This is a genomic window from Apilactobacillus apisilvae, assembly GCF_023380225.1.
Lineage (GTDB): Bacteria > Bacillota > Bacilli > Lactobacillales > Lactobacillaceae > Apilactobacillus > Apilactobacillus apisilvae.
Window position 1 is genome coordinate 1,382,708 of sequence record NZ_CP093362.1, and the last position, 24,362, is coordinate 1,407,069.

The 24,362-nt window shown below is 34.3% G+C and carries 16 protein-coding genes, 1 tRNA gene, 3 rRNA genes and 1 other annotated feature; of the genes, 15 read left to right on the top strand and 5 right to left on the bottom strand.

What is annotated here, in order from left to right:
- Positions 1–172 precede the first annotated feature (172 nt).
- The 3 genes from MOO46_RS06895 to MOO46_RS06905 all read left to right on the top strand — a co-directional run bounded on the left by MOO46_RS06895 (position 173) and on the right by MOO46_RS06905 (position 2,681).
- Positions 173–916: an AzlC family ABC transporter permease gene (locus MOO46_RS06895; protein WP_249511724.1), complete on the top strand. Its 744-nt coding sequence runs from the start codon at positions 173–175 to the stop codon at positions 914–916.
- Positions 917–934: 18 nt separating this feature from the next.
- The gene (locus MOO46_RS06900; RefSeq protein WP_249510945.1) at positions 935–1,267 is read left to right on the top strand and encodes an AzlD domain-containing protein; all 333 of its coding nucleotides are present in this window, start codon (positions 935–937) and stop codon (positions 1,265–1,267) included.
- Between the two features lie 73 nt (positions 1,268–1,340).
- Positions 1,341–2,681 (top strand): IS3 family transposase, encoded by a 1,341-nt coding sequence (locus tag MOO46_RS06905; protein ID WP_249510537.1) that lies wholly within the window; start codon positions 1,341–1,343, stop codon positions 2,679–2,681.
- 46 nt (positions 2,682–2,727) lie between these two features.
- Here MOO46_RS06905 and MOO46_RS06910 read toward each other — a convergent pair whose 3' ends face one another.
- On the bottom strand, positions 2,728–3,912 hold the full coding sequence (locus tag MOO46_RS06910; RefSeq protein WP_249510946.1) for an SAM-dependent methyltransferase: 1,185 nt from the start codon (positions 3,910–3,912) through the stop codon (positions 2,728–2,730).
- A 157-nt stretch (positions 3,913–4,069) separates the two neighbouring features.
- Between MOO46_RS06910 and MOO46_RS06915 the strand changes: the two genes are divergently transcribed.
- Complete coding sequence (locus MOO46_RS06915; RefSeq protein WP_249510947.1) at positions 4,070–5,116, top strand: AI-2E family transporter; 1,047 nt, start codon at positions 4,070–4,072, stop codon at positions 5,114–5,116.
- 68 nt (positions 5,117–5,184) lie between these two features.
- Positions 5,185–5,877 carry a 2,3-diphosphoglycerate-dependent phosphoglycerate mutase gene (locus tag MOO46_RS06920; RefSeq protein ID WP_249510948.1) on the top strand — a complete coding sequence of 231 codons (693 nt, stop codon included), beginning with the start codon at positions 5,185–5,187 and terminating at the stop codon, positions 5,875–5,877.
- Positions 5,878–5,927: 50 nt separating this feature from the next.
- Here the strand turns inward: MOO46_RS06920 and MOO46_RS06925 are convergent, their stop codons facing one another.
- The 3 genes from MOO46_RS06925 to MOO46_RS06935 form a co-directional block, all read right to left on the bottom strand.
- Positions 5,928–6,833 carry a polysaccharide deacetylase family protein gene (locus MOO46_RS06925; protein WP_249510949.1) on the bottom strand — a complete coding sequence of 302 codons (906 nt, stop codon included), beginning with the start codon at positions 6,831–6,833 and terminating at the stop codon, positions 5,928–5,930.
- Between the two features lie 288 nt (positions 6,834–7,121).
- Entirely contained in the window at positions 7,122–8,339 is a 1,218-nt protein-coding gene (locus tag MOO46_RS06930; RefSeq protein WP_249510950.1) for a glycosyltransferase, read from the bottom strand.
- Positions 8,340–8,491: 152 nt separating this feature from the next.
- On the bottom strand, positions 8,492–8,959 hold the full coding sequence (locus tag MOO46_RS06935; protein WP_249510951.1) for a MerR family transcriptional regulator: 468 nt from the start codon (positions 8,957–8,959) through the stop codon (positions 8,492–8,494).
- Between the two features lie 164 nt (positions 8,960–9,123).
- Between MOO46_RS06935 and MOO46_RS06940 the strand changes: the two genes are divergently transcribed.
- The 7 genes from MOO46_RS06940 (at position 9,124) to MOO46_RS06970 (ending at position 18,356) form a co-directional block, all read left to right on the top strand.
- Positions 9,124–10,566 (top strand): MDR family MFS transporter, encoded by a 1,443-nt coding sequence (locus MOO46_RS06940; RefSeq protein ID WP_249510952.1) that lies wholly within the window; start codon positions 9,124–9,126, stop codon positions 10,564–10,566.
- Entirely contained in the window at positions 10,566–11,330 is a 765-nt protein-coding gene (locus MOO46_RS06945; protein WP_249510953.1) for a DUF4811 domain-containing protein, read from the top strand. Before MOO46_RS06940 ends, MOO46_RS06945 begins: the two co-directional genes overlap by 1 nt.
- A gap of 39 nt (positions 11,331–11,369) precedes the next feature.
- Positions 11,370–11,579 (top strand) — a binding site (T-box leader).
- Between the two features lie 48 nt (positions 11,580–11,627).
- On the top strand, positions 11,628–12,884 hold the full coding sequence (gene tyrS / locus MOO46_RS06950) for a tyrosine--tRNA ligase (RefSeq protein ID WP_249510954.1): 1,257 nt from the start codon (positions 11,628–11,630) through the stop codon (positions 12,882–12,884).
- Positions 12,885–13,318: 434 nt separating this feature from the next.
- A 16S ribosomal RNA gene (locus MOO46_RS06955) occupies positions 13,319–14,891 on the top strand.
- 227 nt (positions 14,892–15,118) lie between these two features.
- Positions 15,119–18,037 (top strand): 23S ribosomal RNA (locus MOO46_RS06960).
- A 69-nt stretch (positions 18,038–18,106) separates the two neighbouring features.
- Positions 18,107–18,223 (top strand): 5S ribosomal RNA (gene rrf / locus MOO46_RS06965).
- Together the 16S, 23S and 5S rRNA genes with 1 tRNA gene alongside form the textbook arrangement of a ribosomal RNA operon.
- A 60-nt stretch (positions 18,224–18,283) precedes the next feature.
- A tRNA-Thr gene (locus MOO46_RS06970) sits at positions 18,284–18,356 on the top strand.
- Positions 18,357–18,396: 40 nt separating this feature from the next.
- Here MOO46_RS06970 and helD read toward each other — a convergent pair.
- Positions 18,397–20,700 carry an RNA polymerase recycling motor HelD gene (gene helD / locus MOO46_RS06975; protein ID WP_249510955.1) on the bottom strand — a complete coding sequence of 768 codons (2,304 nt, stop codon included), beginning with the start codon at positions 20,698–20,700 and terminating at the stop codon, positions 18,397–18,399.
- Between the two features lie 321 nt (positions 20,701–21,021).
- On the opposite strand from helD, the gene trpS reads away from it, so the two are divergent.
- The 3 genes from trpS (at position 21,022) to MOO46_RS06990 (ending at position 24,362) form a co-directional block, all read left to right on the top strand.
- Positions 21,022–22,041 (top strand): tryptophan--tRNA ligase, encoded by a 1,020-nt coding sequence (gene trpS, locus MOO46_RS06980; RefSeq protein WP_249510956.1) that lies wholly within the window; start codon positions 21,022–21,024, stop codon positions 22,039–22,041.
- A 36-nt stretch (positions 22,042–22,077) separates the two neighbouring features.
- The gene (locus tag MOO46_RS06985) at positions 22,078–23,010 is read left to right on the top strand and encodes a Ppx/GppA family phosphatase (protein WP_249510957.1); all 933 of its coding nucleotides are present in this window, start codon (positions 22,078–22,080) and stop codon (positions 23,008–23,010) included.
- 95 nt (positions 23,011–23,105) lie between these two features.
- Entirely contained in the window at positions 23,106–24,362 is a 1,257-nt protein-coding gene (locus tag MOO46_RS06990) for a hydroxymethylglutaryl-CoA reductase, degradative (protein WP_317619381.1), read from the top strand.

The window sequence follows — 24,362 nt, forward strand, 5'->3', positions numbered from 1 at the left end:
ATTATAATCAATTTGTACTATAATGGTAGTAAAGTTTATTTTTAATAAATATAACTATTTACCGAGATACTAATCTAAATTACCGAATGTTTTATATACGGGGGAATACTCTTTGACAAAGCAAGTACCAAATCCAAATGAACCACGTTGGTTAACTAACTTAAAGACAGCAATGCCGTTAAATATTAGTTATATACCTATTGGACTAGCATGTGGAATTCTTCTACATGCAGCTGGATTTAATACAATTCTTACTGGTTTAGTTTCATTGTTAGTCTTTTCTGGTGGAGCACAATTTCTAATTGCTTCAATGTTAGTTATTAATTCACCGTTATTATCAATTGTAATTATGTTATTTTTCTTAGAATTAAGATATGCATTGTTAGGTTCAAGTATATCTAAGTATTTACAAGGTCAATCGAATTTATTTACATTCTTATTTGCAGTGTCATTAAATGATGAAACTTATGCTGTCAATTATTTAAAATTGTCGACTGATAAAAAGTTTACACCAAAAGATGCTTTGCAAATTGAACATTATGCGTTAATTGTGTGGACTGTTAGTACAATCATTGGTAGTTTAATTGGCTCAGCTATTCAAATTAATTTAACTGTTGTTCATTTTGCTTTAACTGCATTGTTTATTTATATGATAGTAATGCAAATTAAGTCATTATTAAAAGTATTAATTACATTATTAACGATTGTTTTAGCAATTATCTTTTTGATGCTGATGAAATCAACATTAGGTTTAGTTGTTGCAACATTACTTTCATCCTTTGTTGGTTTTATGGTTGAATCATACATTCGCGCGCATTATAAACATTATCGTAAGAACATATTCTTACATTTGTTTAAGAATCCGGCGGGAACACCTGAAGAAGAAGATGAAGAGAATTTTCAAGAAAATAAGTAGTGTAATAGGAGATATTTTATGGAGTGGAATTCAACACAACATTTTTGGTTAGTAATGTTATGTTTCTTAGTTGCATTAATACCAAGATTTGTTCCCCTTTCTTTTTTTAGAACAAGAAAAATACCTAAATGGTTTAATGAATGGATGTCATATGTACCCATTGCTTTATTCACATCATTAGTGGTTAAAGATCTAGTAATCACATCTTCATATGGTTTATCAGTTAGTGGTAAAGCCCCTGAATTGATTGCTTCATTAATTGTTTTTGTAATTGCTTATTGGACACGTTCAATGGCACTATCTGTTATTTTAGGTTTAGGTTCGGTAATTTTATTAGCTTTAATTATATAAAAAAATAAAGCAGTGATGTTTAGACATCATGAAGTGAACCCCTAAAGTGAAACAACGCTTTAGGGGTTTTTGTATGACAAAATTTAGTTTTGAATTAAAGAAAAAGATAATTAAAGAATATTTTTCAACAGGAATGGGTTCCACTAGTCTTGCTAAAAAATATAATATTAAGAGTAGAACATCTGTGTTAAATTGGATTCATATGTATAATGCCTTCGGCATTAAAGGATTAGTTGTCAGGCAACCAAGCAAAGTATATTCTGGAGATTATAAACGAAAAGTGCTGCATTGGATGCACACTAACCACAGTTCGTATCCAGAAACAGCACTTTTCTTCAACATATCTGCCCCGAGCACAATCCTTGCTTGGGAGCGAAGATTGGAGACTAAAGGCCTAATTGGATTATACACTAATCGTGGCCCTAAAAAAATGAAATCAAATAATATTGAACTTAAATTACTTAATAAATCTTTAAAGGACAAACTTGATTATTATCTAATTAATTATCGTTATGAACAAATAAAACAAGATCATGGATCTATTATTAATCATATAAAGAAATTAATTAATTTGTTTAAAAGATTTTCTATATCATTCATTTTAAAGAGTATTGGTATAAGTAGAAGCTACTATTATCGTCATTTAAAAGAAAATGATAAAGATATTAAATTAAAAAAGATGATTACTCAAATCAAACATTTTAATCCAAACTATGGTTATAGACGTGTAACCTTGGCTTTGATTAATAACAACGTAGTTGTTAACCATAAAAAAGTTTTAAGATTAATGAAAACGTTAAACTTAACAACTAATAGCTATAATAGAAAAAGAAGAAAATATAATTCTTATATTGGCAAAGTTGGACATATAGCTAAAAATAGAATTCACAGAAAATTTAAGACTGATCGTCCATATCAAAAATTAACAACTGATGTCAGTGAATTTAGGTATGGTAATCAAGATATAAATCATAGAGTTTATTTATCACCCATTATGGATTTATTTTCAGATGAAATATTAAAATTTTCTATTAGCGAACATCCAACTGTTGACTTTACTATTAAGCCAATAAAAGCCTTGATTAAGGCATTACCCAATTTGAAATATAGAACTACCATTCATAGCGACCAAGGTTTTCAGTATCAAAATAATAAGTGGCAAAAGCTTTTAAAGGATAATCATATATTTCAATCTATGTCCCGTAAAGGGACATGTCTAGATAATGCACAAATGGAATCATTCTTTCATATCATGAAAATAGAAATTATGAGTAATCATTATGAAACAAAGTCTTCATTAATTAAAGCGATGAAAAAATGGATTAAATATTATAATAATTGTAGAATTAAAACAAAACTAGGAGGTAAAGCTCCGAAAGAATATCGGAAACTTTACCTCCTAGAAAATAAATAGTTGTTTCGATTTAAGGGTTCACATCATCACTGCTTTTTTCATATTTTTATTTATCTTCGTACATATAATCTCTAGTTAGTGGTAATTCTTGTCCAGAAGGACCCTTAGAAATTAAGTATTGCATAACATCAATATTACCAGCTTTAAATGATCCAGCACAAGTCTTAAGATATAAGTCCCACATTCTTAAGAAACGTTCATCGTCACCCATAACTTTTTTGACTTCATCAAGATGTTCATTAAAGTTTTTGTCCCAATTTTCAAGGGTTAATTGATAATGACGACGTAATGATTCTAAATCAAAGATTTGTAATCCATTATTAACAATGTGATCAAGATTTTCAGTCATTCCTGGAACATAGCCACCAGGGAAGATGTACTTATTAATCCAACCGTTGTAAGCGCCACCTTGTTGTCTAGTGATACCATGAATTAATGCAACACCATGTGGTTTTAAGTATTTAGCGACACATGAGAAATATTCATTTAAGTTTTCCTTACCAACATGTTCGAACATTCCGACAGAAGTTATGTAGTCAAATTGTTCATCACCTAATTGACGGTAATCTTGTAAACGAACTTCTGCTTTATCTTCTAGGCCTAATTTCTTAATTTGTGCATTTACATAATCGCATTGTTCTTGACTTAAAGTAACTCCAACGACTTTTAAGTCGTAATGTTTAGCAGCAGCTAACATTAAGGTACCCCAACCACAACCAATATCTAGTAGGGTACGACCAGGTTGTGGATTTAATTTTTTGATGATGTGATGCATTTTTTGTGTTTGTGCATCATATAAGTCATCATCTGGATGCTCAAAGTAGGCACAAGAATAAGTCATGGTTTTATCTAACCAAATCTTGTAAAAATCATTACCAATATCGTAATGACTTTGAATATCCTTCTTACTAGTAGATTCATTATGATTTTGTTTAGGTAAAAAGTTAATAAATTTGTGATCACGAATGAAACTAGTTGATTTTTGGTATGCAGAAACAATTAAATCTTCAACGCTACCGTCAACCTCGATTTTTCCGTCCATATAAGCTTCACCAAGGGCGATAGAAGCATTACTTCTAATTTCCTTAATAGGAATTGGTTCTTTCATAGTAATAACAGCCTTAGGTTCGCCATCACCATATTTTTCAGATTTTCCGTCCCAATAATTTACTTGGATGGGTTCATTAAATCCGTGCTTAAAAAATGTTTTGTAGAATGTTTTTTCAAACATGTGAACAGTCCTTTCTTTCAATAATAATCACATTAAATAATTATACTCTTAAAATGACTGTTTTTGTAAGTAATTAGCCGAATGAAATTTATTAATTTTATAGACCTAGATGTTATAATTAAGTATCTAAATAAAATTTAATAAGCAGGAGGTATGTATGAAAATTTGGGACAAGTTTGTAGCCAATGTTAAATTACGTCGTTGGTTTGTACTAATTTTTTTAATTATTATCCTATATTTAATGCGTAGTATGATTAGTATGTTACTTTTGACGTTTATTTTTTCATTATTAATCACTAAGTGGGTTAATTTTATTAGAAAATATATTAAAATTCCTTCACCCATTTTAGTGATTATCACGTATGTGTTATTTATTGCTGGAATTGTAACAGTTGTAGCGGTTTATTCACCAGTTATTTATGATCAAGCGGTTACTGCATCTAAACATGTGATTGATTTTTATGATGATCCTAATAACATGGAAGGGGCTAGTCAATTCCAAGATTGGATTAGTTCGTTTATCCATCGTTCTAATTTCTTAACTGAAGTTAAGGGTGGATTGGATTTCTTACTTCAATATATTTCTAGCATTGGTCAAATGGGAGTAACTTTCTTATTATCATTAATTTTAAGTTTCTTCTTTACACTAGAAGAAAAATCAATGGCTGAATTTAGTAAACGTTTTCTAACCTCTGAATTTGATTGGTTCTTTCAAGATATTTATTATTTTGCCAAAACATTTACTAAAACTTTCGGTGTTGTGTTAGAAGCTCAATTCTTAATTGCTATTTTTAATACTATCTTTACAACATTAATTATGGCCGCTTTAGGAATGCCACAATTATTTATTTTAGGAATTTTAGTATTCTTCTTGAGTTTAATTCCTGTTGCTGGGGTAATTATTTCATTGATTCCATTATCAATTGTTGGTTATTCAGTTGGTGGTTTTAAATATATTGTCTATTTAGTAATTATGATTGCAGCAGTTCATTTCTTAGAAGCTTATATTTTAAATCCTAAATTAATGTCTTCTAGAACTGAACTACCCATTTTTTACACTTTCTGTGCCTTGATGATTGGTGAAGAAATTTTTGGAGGCTGGGGCCTAATTGTCTCAGTACCAATTCTTACATTTTTCTTAGAAATCATTGGAGTAAAAGGTGATAATAAAAAATCAGCGAAAATAAAGAGAATTATGAAATAAGCTGAAAATTGTTTTAATTTGGTGTAAAATTGATTTGTTAATTATAAACTTGAAAGGGGTTCAATCCTATGTCAAAATTAGTATTAATCCGTCATGGACAAAGTCAATGGAACTTATCCAACAAATTCACTGGTTGGGAAGATGTTGATTTAAGTGACAAAGGTGTTGAAGAAGCTAAAGAAGCTGGTAAATTAGTAAAGGAAGCTGGTCTAGAATTTGATTATGCTTTCACTTCAGTATTAACTCGTGCAATTAAGACATTGCATTACGTTTTAGAAGAATCTGATCAATTATGGATTCCTGAAACTAAGACATGGAGATTAAACGAACGTCATTATGGTAGTCTTCAAGGTTTAAACAAAAAAGAAACTGCTGAAAAGTATGGAGACGAACAAGTTCATATTTGGCGTCGTTCATACGACACTCTACCTCCACTATTAAGTCCAGATGATGAAGGCTCAGCTGTTAACGATCGTCGTTACTCAGACCTAGACCCCAACATTATTCCTGGTGGTGAAAACCTAAAGGTTACATTAGAACGTGTTATGCCTGAATGGGAAGACGAAATTGCTCCTAAGTTATTAGATGGCAAGAACGTTATTATTGCTGCTCATGGTAATTCACTACGTGCTTTAAGTAAATACATTGAAAGAATCTCTGATGATGATATCATGGATCTTGAAATGAAGACTGGTGAACCAGTAGTTTATGATTTCAATGATAAACTAGAAGTACAAAGCAAAACAAAATTAGACAAATAATATATTTGATACTAAAAAAGACAATCGGTTTTTCCGATTGTCTTTTTATTTTATTTAGTTGAATACCAATGTTTAATACTTGGCCAACTGTTACTATTAATAATCATTCGAGGTGTATATTGTAAATCTAAATGATTACCATTACCGTCATTGTAAACAACTCCACCATCTAAAGTCGCAATCCAGCCTAAATGCTGTGTTTGTAGAAAATGATTAGTTCTATGAGTTCCACCACCGTAAGGGTAGGCAAAGGAATCGCCACGAGTTCCCGTATGATTATATAAATCTTGGCGAGATTTTTGGAAATCGCGAGTAAAACGTTCGTAGTTTTGTGGTAAGTTGAAAATTGGAATTAACTTGTGAGTTAAATAATGCATATTATGAGTATGTAATCCAATTGTCATTAAATTACCAGCTTCTTTTTGAGCTTCATGAATTTGATTCCAGGTTGCTAATTGAGTACCTTCACGGTATCTACCAGTGTTTCCAGTAATGATAAAAGTAGTAAATGGGAATTTGTACTTTTTCATAATTGGAATAGCATTATCGATAGTGGTACGGTCAATATCATCAAATGAAAGCACCGCATATTTACCCTTAATAGGCTTATTAGAATTTGTCATTTTAACCATTTCACTACCAGAGATAACTTTAATATGATGGTCATGCAAAAATTTCATTTGGTTAGCAAAATCATTAGAAGGAACATTAAAGTCATGTAATTGTGAGTTAGTTGAAAGTGTTCTTGATACATTTACTCCAAAATTATTTTTTAAAATTCGATGGTAACAAAAAACTAAAATACCATTTTTTTGTTTTTCAGCTGATTTATCAAGTGCATAGTTTTCACTACTACCCTTATCATATTGAATTGCTTTTCTAACTGTAAATGACATTAAAATAACAACAATGACAGCAACAATAGCAACGATGATTTTTCTAGTCCTTCTCGACATTACTATTTAACCTCCGTAAGTGGTGTAATCTAAATATTGAATAAATAGCAGTTAATACTATTAGTGCTACAACTCCAATAATTAATTTAATGTATAGTCCGTAATTTAAGTTTAGTAATAAATAGAAACTTACAAAATCATCACTGTAGTATCCAAATAAAAATGCAAAGTTAACTATTAAAACAAAGAATACATAAAACCATAAAACAGCATATAAACAAAAATGAAAGATGCTACGAAATGGACTAATATTTTTTCTAATCACAAATTTTTCAATTTCATTTTTCATTATTTAACCCCCCGGTCAGGACTGCTCCAAGTTCCTACATTTTCAGGATCCAAGAAGAATGATACTAGGGCACTAATACATGAAATTAAGTTAATCATCCAGTAGTAAACAATATATGCTGGGATTAATAATAAATCACGGAATTGTAAAAATGCCTTCGCTTTTGATCCTAAAAATCCAATACAAAATTGTGTAATACTGATTACAATTAATAGTAGCAATACATCACCGTCTAATTGAACTTCATGAATTAACAATAAATTAAATAAATAAGAAATAGTGCTTAATGCAGTTAAAACCGCCCAAGTGTTACTAATGATTGTTTCATATAGTAATGCTTTACGAGATATATCACTATGAATTAAGAAATCATGATTTTTAACTAAAACTTCCATACCACCACGAGCCCAACGACGACGTTGTTTAATTAAACTTCTAGTATTTTCTGGAACTAAGATCCAACATATCATTGCTGGTTGGTATCTAACTTGCCAATGTTTACGGTACATCCGCCAAGTAATATCAATATCTTCGGTAATAACATCGGTATGCCAACCGCCAACATCTTCAATTGCTTCTCTTCTGAAACCTACCATAACACCTGAAACAGTGTTAATACGTCCATATAAGAATGATTGGGCTTTTTTAATAATATCAATAACACCAATATATTCTAGTAATTGTAGACGACCTAAAATAGTAGTACGGTTTCTTACAACTGGTTTTCCAGCGACGGCACCAAGATTTTTATCAGATGCTAAAGTTTTTACCATTTCAGTAACGGAATTTTCAGCAATTAAAGAATCAGCATCAATTCCCATAATGTATTTACCTTCTGATGCGGCAAATCCTTTGTTCATAGCATTAGCTTTACCCTGATTGACTTCAATTGGAACAATTTTAATTCTGAACTGGTTAGCATATTTCTTTTGTAGTTCATACATTATATCTAAAGTATCATCATCACTTTTATCATCAACTAATACGATTTCAAAGTTTTGATAATCAATTTTTGATATAGAGTCAATTGCTCCTCTTAAAGTATCAGTTTCATTATGTGATGGAACGATAATTGATACTAAATCTTTGCCTGAAATACTGACAAACTTCTCATGTTTACGATATAGACTTTCGAAAATAGAACCAACAATCCAAATTGCAGAAACAATGATTGGATATCCGATTATAAAATCATTGATTATGTCTAAAAATCCCATTTCTATGATTTCCTCCTTAGTATTATTACTAAATAATTAATCATATTTATGTAATATACATAAATTAAGTATAAAGTAATTATTCATAGATATCAAAATAACGTTACTCTACAATAAAATTAAAAACAAGTTTGTAATAAAAAAGAATTCCATTAGGAATTCTTTTTTATTATTTTGGTTTTTATATCATTACCTTCATCTATGAAATAAATATATTGATCTTTCGTTCCATCAACTGGGCCCATATTAATAGCCGGCTTGTTATCAATTAAGGTTAATTCATTAAATCGATTACCGATAACTTTTCTTATAATACTACCAGTTCGGTCAAAAACAGCTGCTTTATCAGCTGCGGCACTTAATGTGTAACCAGAATTTAAAAATGATTTAATTAATTCGACCTTGATAATTGAATGATATGGATAGCGACGATTCTTATTTTTATCTGTGTCAACTGCTTCAATGTATCCTTTTTGTTCCCAGTATCTAATTTTAGATTGAGGGACTTTACACATTTTTGACAAACCACCGATTCCAACTAATAAGTCTAAATCTTTAAAAATTTTGTATAAGCGATTTGAATAATCCTTGACCTCATCGTCATTTAATCTTTCAACCAAATATATCACTTCCTTAAGTTTTATCAATTAATTTTATATAACTTGTAATTATTATATATTATATATAATTAGTGTCAAATAAGTTGACAATGACATCTACAGGTTGTATATTAAATAAAGTTAAAATTATGGCGAATATAATAATTAAGAAAAGGGGTTATATTATGAATGTAGACGCAAACGGCAAAAGTTACAATAAAACAATGCTAATAATTCTACTATTAGTTGGTACATTTTGTACGATTTTAAATCAAACAATTTTATCAACTGCATTTCCTACATTGATGAAGGCTTTTGATATTAACACTTCAACTGTTCAATGGTTAACATCAGGTTTCATGATGGTGAATGGGATTGCAATCCCAGTTAGTGCTTGGCTTTCAAGTCGAGTTAATACTAAATGGCTATACTTAGGAGCGATGATTGTTTTTGAAATAGGAACAATTGTATCTTTCTTTGCCAGTAATTTTGGTATTTTATTAGCTGGAAGATTGATTCAAGCTGCTGGTGTTGGTGTTACTATGCCATTATTACAAACAATTATGTTATCGATTTTCCCACCTGAAAAACGTGGAGCTGCAATGGGATTATCCGGAGTTGTTATTGGGTTAGCTCCTGCAATTGGTCCTACATTATCTGGTTGGATTTTGATTAACTTTACTTGGCGTGACTTATTTGGAATGATTATTCCAATTGTTGCTTTAGTAATCTTATTAGGATTTAAGTTTATGCGTCCAATCTTACCAACTAAGAAATCTAAAATTGATGTACTTTCACTTATTTTATCCACAATTGGATTTGGTAGTGCATTATATGGATTTTCTGAAGTTGGGACTGCTGGTTGGGGAAGCACAACTGTTATCTCAACATTAATTGTTGGTGCTATCTTTATCGCTTTATTCGTATGGCGTCAATTAGTAATGACCAATCCATTTTTAAATATTCGTGTATTTAAAAACGTTAGATTTACAGTTGCTACTGCCATGTCATCTATTACAATGATGGCTCTAGTTGGATTTGAAATGGTTTTACCATTATATCTACAAATTATTCGTGGAATGAATGCTTTTCATTCTGGATTAACCTTATTACTAGGGGCATTAATGATGGGGATTGTCTCACCATTTGCTGGTCAAATATTTGATAAATACGGTGCTAAAAAATTAGTCACAACGGGATTTCTACTGTTAATCATAGGAACCATTCCTTTTACTTTCTTAACTGAAGATGCTTCAGTTACTTACATTGTATTGTTATACGCAGTTAGAACTTTCGGAATGGCAATGGTTATGATGCCAGCTACTACTTATGGTATGAATGCTTTGTCTACTGACATGATTAATCATGGAACTGCTGTTAACAATACGGTAAGACAAGTAGGTTCAGCAATTGCAACTGCAGTATTAGTATCCATTTTATCCAACGTAACAACTAGCAATATGCCTTCAACACACTTGAAGACTTTAGATCCAGTTGCTTACGGTCATTCAGCATTATCAGCTACGCTAAGTGGATACCATGCTGCCTTCTGGGTTGCTGCTATTTTCACAATTCTTGGCTTAATTGTTTCATTTGCAGTTAGTGATAAAAAGGGAGGTAACAAATAATGATTTTAATTATATTAGTTATTTCAGCTTTATGTTTCTTCCTATTTAACAACTTGTTAGTTAAAAATAAGGCGCTTCATTGGACTACAACGATTATCTCTTTTGTTGCCTTAATAATTTCAGTAACTTTTATTACTTTGAATTTCCATGATCATTATGGGATGCATAAAGTGACTGATACTAATGAAACTAAATTAGTATCTAGTAATTCCAAAATGAATATGTTATTAAATCAACCAATTGGTACTTCTGGTAAAGATAAGGTTGTTATTTATCGTACTAATAACAATCAAACTAAACCAAAGACAACATCAACTGATAAGAATACTAACTACATTATTACTGATGCTAATAGTGCTAAGTTAGTTACTAAGACAACTCGTTATGAATATAAATCTAAAACAGCTAAGTTTTGGTTTGATTTAGCACAAAAGCCTACTCGAGTTAAAACAGTTAACTATTTCTATGTACCTAAAGATTGGTTAAACTTAACCGTTAGTCAGGCCAAAGCACTACCTAATATTATGAAGAAACTTCAATCTTCAATTCAAAGTAGTGGTTCTCAAGCTCAAATGAAATCTGCTGCACAAAGTTATGTTCAAGGAAAAATGATGCAAGCAATGCAAAAGAACCCTAAAATGAGTAAAGAAAGTCAAACTAAGCTACAAAAACAATTAGTAAAAGAATTTACTAACCAACAACAAGCTCAAGTAATGCAAAAGATGATGCCACAAATAAAACAAGAATTAAGCAAAGTTAAATAAATGTTGACAATTATTTCAAGGCTGATTATTATAATAAATAATAGAGCTAAGAAGTAGTAACTAGTATTTGAGATTTTTTGAAATCAGAAACTCAGTGGTTATGTAAACTGAGCAAATTTCTTGAAGAAATACACCTATGGAGCTTATTCAATTTTATTGACGGTTCATTGCGTTATTAATGATTTGAGTGATTGCGATTTGCAATAACTTGGGTGGTAACGCGGATTATATTAAAATTTCGTCCCTGACAATGCTTTTTAGCATTGTTGGGGACTTTTTATTTGGAGGAAATTGCTTATGAATATTATTGATGATTTAAAATGGCGTGGCGCTATTAATCAACAAACTGATGCTGAAGGCTTAAATAAAGAAGTAAACGAAAAGAAAATTGGCTTATATGCTGGAATTGATCCTACTGGTGATAGTATGCATGTTGGACATTTAATTCCTTTTATGATTTTAAAAAGATTTCAATTGGCTGGTTACCATCCATATATTATAATTGGTGGCGCAACTGGTTCGATTGGTGATCCTTCCGGTAAAAAATCGGAAAGAACATTACAAACAATGGATCAGGTTAAACATAATGAAGAATGTTTAAATAAACAAATGGAAAATTTATTTGGTCAAGATGGTTCATTCACCATCGTTAATAATTATGATTGGTTATCTAAACTTTCATTATTAGACTTCTTGCGTGAATACGGTAAATTATTTAATGTAAATACAATGTTGAATAAAGAAATTGTTGCTAGTCGCCTAGAAACTGGAATTTCATACACTGAATTTACTTACCAAATTCTTCAAGGAATTGATTTTGAACATTTATACAAGAATCATGATGTTCAATTGCAAATTGGTGGCGCTGACCAATGGGGTAACATTACTGGCGGAATTGATTTAATTCATAAGACACAAGGAGCGGAAGCCAAAGCTTTTGGATTAACTATTCCTTTGATGCTTAAAGCTGATGGAACTAAATTTGGTAAAACTGCTGGCGGTGCTGTTTGGTTAGACCCTGAAAAGACAACACCTTACGAATTTTACCAATTCTGGATTAATACTGATGACCGTGATGTAATTAAATACTTGAAATACTTCACTTTCTTAAATAAGGAAGAAATAGAAGCATTAGAAGATAAAGTAAAAAATGAACCATGGAAACGTGAAGCTCAACGTCGATTAGCAGAAGAAGTTACTGAATTCGTACATGGTAAAGCAGCAGTTGAAGAAGCTGAAAATATTACCCAAGCTTTATTTTCAGGTAACATTAAGGACTTAACAGTTGATGAAGTTGAAACTGGTTTTAAGAATATGCCTTCAATGACTGTTAGTGCTGATAAAAAGAATATTGTTGAATGGTTAGCTGATGATACTGAGATTGAATCATCAAGAAGACAAGCACGTGAAGATGTTAAAAATGGAGCAATTAGAATTAACGGTGACAAAGTTGATGATCTTGATGCTGAAATTGATCCAAGTACTAGCTTTGATGGGAAATTTGTCGTTGTTAGAAGAGGTAAAAAGAAGTATTTCTTGGCTAGAATTAAATAAATTATGATTTATTGAGAATTAATTTAAATTAATTCTCTTTTTTTATTGACGTGAGTGGTTATTCTTGATATTATTATTTTTGTTGTCATTTTGGTAACGAATTTTACAAGTTGTTTAAATATTTATTAAAAAAAGTTGTTGACTTTTACTTGTAAAGATGGCATAATAATTATTGTTGCGTTGCTGATGAAGCAAACGGTAATAAAAAAATAATTATAAAAAGTTGTTGACATTAAGTTTTTAACATGATATAATTAAAAAGCTGCTTCAAGTAAGCAGATAACTAATAAGTAGATCTTTGAAAACTGAACAAGATTGATAATCGATGATGTGTAAGGATTCTTATAATTTAGATTATAAGAAATTAAAACACAGCGAAGTCAATTCGCTTTTAAAAACAATTAATTTGATGAGCTAGAAAAGCTTTTCATCTATAAGATGAGAGTTTGATCCTGGCTCAGGACGAACGCTGGCGGCGTGCCTAATACATGCAAGTCGAACGAGTCCTCCCAATTTGATTTTATGCTTGCATAAAAGATTTTTGGATTCGGGACGAGTGGCGAACTGGTGAGTAACACGTGGGTAACCTGCCCTAAAGCAGGGGATAACATTTGGAAACAAGTGCTAATACCGTATAATTAGTTGGAACCACATGGTTCCAACTTGAAAGATGGCTCTGCTATCACTTTAGGATGGACCCGCGGCGTATTAGCTAGTTGGTGAGATAAAAGCCCACCAAGGCGATGATACGTAGCCGACCTGAGAGGGTAATCGGCCACATTGGGACTGAGACACGGCCCAGACTCCTACGGGAGGCAGCAGTAGGGAATCTTCCACAATGGACGCAAGTCTGATGGAGCAACGCCGCGTGAGTGAAGAAGGGTTTCGGCTCGTAAAACTCTGTTGTTAAAGAAGAACAAGTGTAAGAGTAACTGTTTACGCTTTGACGGTATTTAACCAGAAAGCCACGGCTAACTACGTGCCAGCAGCCGCGGTAATACGTAGGTGGCAAGCGTTGTCCGGATTTATTGGGCGTAAAGCGAGCGCAGGTGGTTTTTTAAGTCTGTTGTGAAAGCCCTCAGCTCAACTGAGGAAGTGCAGCGGAAACTAAAGAACTTGAGTATAGAAGAGGACAGTGGAACTCCATGTGTAGCGGTGAAATGCGTAGATATATGGAAGAACACCAGTGGCGAAGGCGGCTGTCTGGTCTATTACTGACACTGAGGCTCGAAAGCATGGGTAGCGAACAGGATTAGATACCCTGGTAGTCCATGCCGTAAACGATGAATGCTAGGTGTTGGAGGGTTTCCGCCCTTCAGTGCCGCAGCTAACGCATTAAGCATTCCGCCTGGGGAGTACGACCGCAAGGTTGAAACTCAAAGGAATTGACGGGGGCCCGCACAAGTGGTGGAGCATGTGGTTTAATTCGATGCTACGCGAAGAACCTTACCAGGTCTTGACATCTTCTGCCAACCTAAGAGATTAGGTGTTCCCTTCGGGGACAGAATGACAGGTGGTGCATGGTTGTCGTCAGCTCGTGTCGTGAGATGTTGGGTTAAGTCCCGCAACGAGCGCAACCCTTATTATTAGTTGCCAGCATTAAGTTGGGCACTCTAGTGAGACTGCCGGTGATAAACCGGAGGAAGGTGGGGATGACGTCAAATCATCATGCCCCTTATGACCTGGGCTACACACGTGCTACAATGGATGGTACAACGAGTCGCGAAACCGCGAGGTCAAGCTAATCTCTTAAAGCCATTCTCAGTTCGGATTGCAGGCTGCAACTCGCCTGCATGAAGTTGGAATCACTAGTAATCGTGGATCAGCATGCCACGGTGAATACGTTCCCGGGCCTTGTACACACCGCCCGTCACACCATGAGAGTTTGTAACACCCAAAGACGATGGAGTAACCTTCGGGAGCTAGTTGTCTAAGGTGGGACAGATGATTAGGGTGAAGTCGTAACAAGGTAGCCGTAGGAGAACCTGCGGCTGGATCACCTCCTTTCTAAGGATATTACGGAAACTTACATTAGGTTGATCAATCTTATTCAGTTTTGAGAGGTCTACTCTCAAACTTGGTTCTTTGAAAACTAGATATTATTAATTTCTAAAATTAACATTAAAATTTGTATTAAATACAATTTTAACCGAGAACACCGCGTTATTTTGAGTTTTTTAAAAAGTTTTATTCGTATTATACTCAATTAACCAAACATCACGAAGTGATGAACAGGTTAAGTTATGAAGGGCGCATGGTGGATGCCTTGGCACTAGGAGCTGATGAAGGACGGGACTAACACCGATATGCTTCGGGGAGCTGTACGTAAGCTTTGATCCGGAGATTTCCGAATGAGGAAACTCGATAACCTTAATCGGTTATCACCAATTAGTGAATTAATTAGCTAATTTGGCGGCAGACGTGGGGAACTGAAACATCTAAGTACCCACAGGAAGAGAAAGAAATTTCGATTCCCTAAGTAGCGGCGAGCGAACGGGGAACAGCTCAAACCAAAGAGCTTGCTCTTTGGGGTTGTAGGACTGAACATTTGAGTTACCAAGTTAGACAATAGTCGAACTAGCTGGGAAGCTAGGCGATACAGGGTGATAGCCCCGTAGACGAAATTGTTTAACCTCAGTTCAGGATCCTGAGTACAGCGACACACGTGGAACGTCGTTGGAATCCGGGAGGACCATCTCCCAAAGCTAAATACTCCCTAGTGACCGATAGTGAACCAGTACCGTGAGGGAAAGGTGAAAAGCACCCCGGAAGGGGAGTGAAATAGTTCCTGAAACCATGTGCTTACAAACAGTTAGAGCCCGTTAATGGGTGATAGCGTGCCTCTTGTAGAATGAACCGGCGAGTTATGTTAACATGCAAGGTTAAGGTGGATAAGACCGGAGCCGTAGCGAAAGCGAGTCTGAATAGGGCGTTTGAGTATGTTGAGATAGACCCGAAACCAGGTGATCTACCCATGTTCAGGCTGAAAGTGCGGTAAAACGCACCGGAGGGCCGAACTCGTGTACGTTGAAAAGTGCTGAGATGAAATGTGGGTAGCGGTGAAATTCCAAACGAACTTGGAGATAGCTGGTTCTCTCCGAAATAGCTTTAGGGCTAGCCTCGGATTTAGAATCATGGAGGTAGAGCCACTGTTTGGATGAGGGGCCCGTCATGGGTTACTAAATTCAGATAAACTCCGAATACCATTGATTTATATGTCCGGGAGTCAGACGATGAGTGATAAGATCCACCGTCGAAAGGGGAACAGCCCAGACCACCAATTAAGGTCCCTAAATATATGCTGAGTGGAAAAGGATGTGGAGTTGCACAGACAACTAGGATGTTGGCTCAGAAGCAGCCACCATTTAAAGAGTGCGTAATAGCTCACTAGTCGAGTGATTCTGCGCCGAAAATTTACCGGGGCTAAGCATATTACCGAGATTGTGGACATGACGTAGTCATGTGATAGGAGAGCGTTCTAAGGGCAACGAAGTTAGACCGTAAGGACTGATGGAGCGCTTAGAAGTGAGAATGCCGGTATGAGTAGCGAAAGATTAGTGAGAATCTAATCCACCGAATGACTAAGGTTTCCTGGGGAAGGCTCGTCCTCCCAGGGTAAGTCGGGACCTAAGCCGAGGCCTAGAGGCGTAGGCGATGGATAACAGGTTGATATTCCTGTACTAGTTAATTATGTTTGAACGATGGAAGGACGTAGGAGGCTAACTTGTGCGCACTATTGGATGTGCGTTCAAGCAGCAAGTCAGTTGAAGAGTGAAATGCTTTTCAGCGGGTTGACAAGCTGTGATGAGGACCGAATTTAAGTAGGGAAGTAAGCCACGTCACACTACCGAGAAAAGTTTCTAGTGAGTAATTAACTACCCGTACCGCAAACCGACACAGGTAGTCGAGGAGAGTATCCTAAGGTGAGCGAGTGAACTCTCGTTAAGGAACTCGGCAAAATGACCCCGTAACTTCGGGAGAAGGGGTGCTGCACGTAGTGCAGCCGCAGTGAAAAGGCTTAGACGACTGTTTATCAAAAACACAGGTTTCTGCAAAATCGTAAGATGAAGTATAGGGGCTGACGCCTGCCCGGTGCTGGAAGGTTAAGTGGATGAGTTAGCTTCGGCGAAGCTCAGAAACGAAGCCCCAGTAAACGGCGGCCGTAACTATAACGGTCCTAAGGTAGCGAAATTCCTTGTCGGGTAAGTTCCGACCCGCACGAAAGGCGTAACGATCTAAGCACTGTCTCAACGAGAGACTCGGTGAAATTGAGATACCTGTGAAGAAGCAGGTTACCCGCGACAGGACGGAAAGACCCCATGGAGCTTTACTGTAATTTGATATTGGGTGTTGACATAGCTTGTACAGGATAGGTAGGAGCCGTAGAAACCGGAACGCTAGTTTCGGTGGAGGCATTGTTGGGATACTACCCTCGCTGTGCTAACACTCTAACCCGCACCACTTATCGTGGTGGGAGACAGTGTCTGATTGGCAGTTTGACTGGGGCGGTCGCCTCCCAAATAGTAACGGAGGCGCCCAAAGGTTCCCTCAGAATGGTTGGAAATCATTCGCAGAGTGTAAAGGCACAAGGGAGCTTGACTGCGAGACAGACAGGTCGAGCAGGGACGAAAGTCGGGCTTAGTGATCCGGTGGTACCATATGGAAGGGCCATCGCTCAACGGATAAAAGCTACCCTGGGGATAACAGGCTTATCTCCCCCAAGAGTTCACATCGACGGGGAGGTTTGGCACCTCGATGTCGGCTCATCGCATCCTGGGGCTGTAGTTGGTCCCAAGGGTTGGGCTGTTCGCCCATTAAAGCGGTACGCGAGCTGGGTTCAGAACGTCGTGAGACAGTTCGGTCCCTATCCGTCGCGGGCGTAGGAAATTTGAGGGGAGCTATCTCTAGTACGAGAGGACCGAGATGGACATACCGCTGGTGTACCAGTTGTCCCGCCAGGGGCACAGCTGGGTAGCTATGTATGGCTGAGATAAACGCTGAAAGCATCTAAGTGTGAAACCCACCTCAAGATGAAATTTCCCATTCCTTTGTGGAAGTAAGACCCCTAAGAGATGATTAGGTAGATAGGCTAGAAGTGGAAGTGCAGCGATGTATGGAGCGGACTAGTACTAATTGGTCGAGGACTTAACCAAGTAAGGTTGTTCTCATTTAGAAATGATAATATCTAGTTTTGAAAGAACGAAGTTCTTTTAGAAAAATAGTGTGGTGGCGATAGCTAGAAGGATACACCTGTTCCCATGCCGAACACAGTAGTTAAGCTTCTAAACGCCGAGAGTAGTTAGAGGATCGCCTCTTGCAAGGGTAGGAAGTTGCCGCGCTAATATATTAAAATAAAGAGTTCTCGGTTTAATTATCGAGGGCTTTTTATTTACAGTTATGCCGTTTTAGCTCAGAAGGTAGAGCGTTTCCATGGTAAGGAAGAGGTCCCGGGTTCAAATCCCGGAAACGGCTTAAAAAAAGACTGCTATGAAAAAATTCATAGCAGTCTTTTTTATATTTGTCGATTAATCTTTAGTTCATTTATTGGTAATTTAGCATTAGCAATAATTGGTGATACCTTACCAATACTAATTAATGATAAATGGTGCATTGATCTTGTAGCGATTGTATAAAGTGTTCCAACTAATTTTTTGGAATTATAGTTTTCTTTAGAAATATTCCAAGCTATAACTGAATCAAATTCTAATCCTTTAGCTAAATAAATTGGCATAACAACAACACCTTTAGGTAAAGAACGGTCAGCATTATCTAATAATGTTGAATTAATTTGAGTTGTAATATGTTGGTATACAGATTTTGCTTCAACTAAATTTTTAGTAATTACAGCAACTGTGCCTTCTGATGCTAATTCAGTTTTTGCCTTTTTAATTAAATTATCAATAGCATCTTTTTCACTATCTCTAATAATTATTTCTGGTGCTTTTCCTTGACGATTAAACGCTTCAATTTTATTTCCAGTTGGTAATAATGATTTTGCAAAATTAGTTATTTGATAGGTTGAACGATAAGAACGATTAAGTGTAATTAATCTAGATCTTTTAGTAGCAAAAGCATCATTTAGTTTGTTTAATAATGATTCTGGAGATTCCACTTCTTTAAATAAAGCTTGTTCGCTATCACCAATTAGGTTAATTTTTGTTCTCGGAAATGCGTGTTTAATATACACCAATTGAGCAATTGAATAGTCTTGCATTTCATCAACAAATAAATATTGCATTTTTTGATTTTGTCCGCCGCCCATTAATAAATCTCTAAGATATAAAATAGGGGCTGCATTATCTAAATTAATTTTATGCATTTCTAATTGATTATCATAATCAAAAATATTTTCTTTCCAATTATTATCTTTAATATTTTTTTCAAGAGTAACTTGTTTCATAAACTTTTTATATTGAATGTATGGGTTAAAGAAATTTCCATTGTAAATAGCATCGTACATTTTTCTAAAATGTTCAGTTACGATTTGTTTAGCGATAAAATATCTCTCATCATCTTCATCTTGAAAGCTACCTAGCTGGTGTCCAGCAATAAAGTCATGATATTGTTCTGAATTTAATTGGTCTATTTTTGCATCCACCCATGGTTTATAAACTTCTAATTCAATTCTTTTCTTTAGTAGTTTAATCAGCCGATTTTTAGTATTAAGAAACTTATCAGCTGATTTCATTAATTTAGGCTGTTCATTATAAATATTGTTTATAACTTCATTATCAAAAATAACCTGTCCATCTAACATTAAATCATTAAATGCCATATTATTTGGAGCAGTATTTTCAGCATAGTCATAAATTTGTTTCATATATTGATGACTTTCTTTAAAATTTCTAATGGTTGATTGGTTTATACTTAGATTTTTTTCATTCTCATAACGTTCAAATAAACTTTGAACATTTAATCCTTCAAATCGATGGTCGATAAATTCTTGTAAAGTAACTTGTCGCATATTACGTTCACCTAAACTAGGTAAAACATCAGAAATATAATGCGAAAACAAACGATTAGGTGAAAATAAAATGATCTGGTCAGCTTCTAATGAACTACGGCTATGATATAACAAGAATGCAATTCTTTGTAAAATTGCTGAAGTTTTTCCTGAACCGGCCACTCCTTGAACAACTAGCAAATCATTTTTGGTATCACGAATTATATCATTTTGTTCACTTTGAATCGTTGCTACAATATTTTGCATAGTTTCATCATTTTGTTGACCTAGAGCATTTTGTAGCATTTCATCACCAACAGTTTCATTTGTATCAAACATGTTGTCAATTTTACTGTTTTGAATTTGAAATTGTCGTTTCTTTAATAACTCAGTCGTTTGTTTACCAGCAGGAGTAGTATAATTCACTTTGCCCAAAGTTCCGTTATAGTAAATACTAGAAATGGGGGCACGCCAATCATAAATTAAAAAATCATTATTATCATCTACAAAGGATGCTGTACCAATATAAAGTTTTTCACTATCGTTTTCATCATCATCTAAAACATCAATTCGACCAAAATATGGAGAATTGGATAGTTGTTTATACGTTTTTAATTGGTTTTCGATAATTGATTCATTTTGAACCACTGTGTTAACTAAACCCCTTTGTTGTTGCAAATCGGCTGAAGTTTCAATTCGATCATCAACTTCAAAGTAGTTAACTGAAGTATTATTTCCATAATTTTGTTGAACTCTTTTGGTTTCATTATGAGCTTTATTATATTCAAGCTTAGTTTGATCAATTCGATTGCCCAATTTATGGACAACATAATCAACTCTTTTTTGTTCATTTTGAAAATCTTGAGATTCCATTATAGCCTCCCTCAATTTAATATCCGTTACTTATAAATATGCTAAATAATTTTAATGAGATTTTACTAAAATGTCAATGAATATCAATTTTGACATCATTTATTAAATCCAGTAAAATGTAATTGATTATAAGAGAATAGTAGTGATGCCAATAACAGAGAAATCATTAAAGCTGAAATTGATTATGGCTAACGAATTGGGGAAAATGGGTATGCGCCCTTATCGCAAAGCGGCATTTTTGTGCAAGTTAGGTGGTACCACGTGAAGGCGTCCTATTGTTTTATTTAACAATGGGGCGTTTTTTTAGAAGGGATGATAAATATGTCAAAGAAAAAAGTTATTTTAACAGGTGACCGTCCAACCGGTAAATTACACATTGGACATTATGTCGGTTCATTAAAAAACCGTGTTCAATTACAAAATTCAGGTGATTATGATACCAATATTATGATTGCTGATATGCAGGCATTAACAGATAATGCTCGTGATCCAGAAAAAATTAGACATTCATTACTGCAAGTAGCATTAGATTATTTAGCTGTGGGCATTGATCCAGAAAAATCAACTATCATGGTTCAATCTCAAATTCCAGCATTAAATGAACTAACAATGCATTATTTAAATTTAGTGTCAGTTAACCGTTTAAAACGTAATCCAACTGTTAAAAATGAAATTAAACAAAAACAATTTGGTGAAAGTGTTCCCGCTGGCTTCTTTATTTATCCAGTTAGTCAAGCAGCTGATATTACTGCTTTTAAAGCTGACACTATTCCAGTAGGTGAAGATCAAGAACCTATGTTGGAACAAACTAGAGAGATTGTCAGAAGTGTAAATAATCTTTATGGAAAGGATATTTTAGTAGAACCTGAGGGATATTTCCCACCAAAAGGAATGGGTAAAATTCCAGGATTAGATGGAAATGCTAAGATGAGTAAATCATTAAATAACTGTATTTATCTTTCTGATGATGCAGATACAATTCAAAAGAAAGTTATGTCAATGTATACTGATCCTAGTCATATTCATGTTGAAGATCCTGGTAAAGTTGAAGGCAATACTGTGTTCACCTATCTAGATATTTTTGCTGATGATAAGCAAAAGGTTCAAGACCTAAAAGATCAATATACTCATGGTGGTTTAGGTGATGTTAAAATTAAACGTTATTTAAATGATGTTTTACAAGCGGAGCTAAAACCAATTCGTGAACGTCGTGAAGCATTTGCTAAAGATCCACAAGCTGTTTATGATATATTAAAAGCTGGTAGTGAAAAAGCTAATAAAGTTGCTAATAAAACACTTGATGAATTAAGAGATGCTATTGGTATCAACTACTTTAAATAATCAGCATTTAATTACTTTTAATCAGGGTGGATTGGAATGAGAAATTTAGTAATTGTCGATATTGGTTCTAATTCATCAAGAATGTCTGCATATCAGATTGATGCAGATGGTTTTTGTACGGAGATTAAACGTTGTAAAAGTAGTAGTCGCCTTTCAGAGGGGATGGGAATTGATAAATATCTAACGGCTACAGCGATTGATCGAACAATTGAATCTTTACAAGTCTTTAAGAAAGCTTACAGTAATATTCATGACCCTAAAGTAATTACGATTGCAACTGCGGCCGTACGCCAGGCTAAAAATCAAAAATTATTTTTAAAAAAGGTTCGCAAAAAAGTTGGCCTAAATGTTCGCGTCTTATCAGGACACGAAGAAGCTTATTATGATTATTTGGGTGTTGTTAATCGTGTTAAAATGAACGATTATTTAGTTATGGATATTGGCGGTGCTAGTATTGAACTAGTTAGAGTTCGTGGCCAGAAACGCAGGGATATAATTAGTATTCCCGTTGGTGCAGTCAATATATCAGAGCGCTTTAATTTAAGTAACCACGTTTATGCAGCTGATTTATTTAATGCACAGCGTTTCTTGAAAAGTATTTTTCATCGCGTTCCTTGGCTTAAAAAATCATCACATTATCAGATTGTTATGTTAGGTGGTGCTGCTAGAACGTTAGCTAGGATTAATCGTAATCACCAGAGTTTTCAAAATGTCGATCATTTGAATGGTTACTATTTAAACCAACACCGTATCTTAGGTACCTATGAAATGTTGTTACGTAAAAATTTATATGATCGTAAGCATGTTAAAGGATTAGAAAAAGATCGTGCAGATATTATTTTGGGTGGATTATTACCACTAATCACACTTTTAGATGAATTAGATTCCAGAAGAGTCATTTTTTCTGATGGTGGTGTGCGTGAAGGAATTGTTAATGAATATTTAAATAAATATTATCGAAAATACTAAAAAGGTTTTTAATCTGGAATCAAGAGGTTAAAAACCTTTTTTAATTATTAAAGCTTTAATAAATGTTATCATTAAATATAATTAAAATATGTGAGGTGTTTGTTTTGGGCACTTTTAATCATTTTTACCATAAGAGTTATGATGAAAGGATAAATATTATTGGTGATTTTTCTGAATTAAATTCACAAGAATTAAAATCTTTATACGAAAACCACAATGAAAGAAATAATAGTTTAATTGAAAACTACATTACTGATTATTCCTTACCTGAAGGAATTGCGGTTAATTTTTTGATTAATGGTGAAGAAAAAGTTGCACCAATGGTAACTGAAGAGCCTTCTGTGATTGCTGCAGCTAGTAATGGGGCAAGGATGTTTGCCAAAAATGGGGGCCTAAATGCCAAAGTAATTAGTTCGAATTTAACTGGACAAATTATTGTGAAAACTGACAACTTTAACTTGTTATTTGGTTATGTTAATACTCATCGTGATAAAATAATAGCGGTTGCTAATAACGCACACCCATCGATTTTAAAATATGGCGGTGGTGCTAAAGAAGTTAGCGTTAGGCAATTAGATGAAAATTATTGTTCAATTGATTTATTTGTAGATGTTGCTGAAGCAATGGGTGCTAATATTATGAACTCAATGTTAGAAGCATTAGCTAACTTTTTAAAAACGAAAGCTTCAAAAGATATTTTGATGAGCATTTTATCAAATTATTCAATTGATAGTTTAGTAACAGTTTCAGGATCAGTTAAATTTTCTCAACTGGGCAAGGGCAATTTTTCTGGAAAAGAAGTTGCTAATAAAATTGTCGAAGCTTCGCATATTGCACAAATTGATACCTATCGAGCAACTACGCATAATAAGGGAATTATGAATGGTATTGATGCTTTTGTTATGGCGATGGGAAATGATTGGCGTGCTGTTGAGAGTGGTATTCATGCCTATGCCAGTCGAAATGGACACTATCAAGGATTAAGTCATTTTATGATTAAAGAAGATACTTTATATGGTGAGATGACGTTACCACTTTCTTTAGGTTTTATTGGTGGCGCTACTAAGGTTTTACCTAAGGTGAAAATTAACCAAAGAATTGCTAAGGTACATTCTAAAAAAGAATTAATGCAATTTGCAGCAGCTATTGGGCTTGCACAAAATTTAGCTGCTTTAAAAGCATTAGTTACTGAAGGCATTCAAAAAGGACATATGAATTTACAATTAAATTCTTTAGCTATGACGGCTGGATCAACCGATGAAGAATTATTTACGGTGGTTCAATCTTTACGTCAAATGCAAAATCCAAATTTAACAAATGCAAAACAAATTATTCAAAATTTAAGAAAATAA